The 276-nt window shown below is 64.5% G+C and carries 1 pseudogene; it reads left to right on the plus strand.

The features are described from left to right. A pseudogene (locus tag SB771_RS34310) lies at positions 1–276 on the plus strand (branched-chain amino acid ABC transporter substrate-binding protein); the annotation flags it as partial.

Here is a 276-nt window from a genome sequence, read left to right on the forward strand (position 1 = left end):
GCCTATAAGGCTGCGTACGAGAAGGCCTATGGCGCAGGTTCGGTCGCGACCTTCGGCGGTCACGCATGGGACGCCGGCCAGATGCTGCAACGTGCGATTCCCGAAGCGCTGAAAACCGCGCAACCGGGCACGGAGGCATTCCGCGTGGCACTGCGCGGCGCGCTCGAAAACATCAAGGAGCTGCCGGTCTCGCACGGCATCATGAACATGACCACGACCGACCACAACGGCCTCGACAAGCGCGCACGCGTGATCGTGCAGATCGTCGACGGCAAG

The sequence above is a fragment of the Burkholderia sp. SIMBA_051 genome (assembly GCF_046534915.1).
In the GTDB taxonomy this organism is placed as follows: Bacteria; Pseudomonadota; Gammaproteobacteria; order Burkholderiales; family Burkholderiaceae; genus Burkholderia; species Burkholderia ambifaria.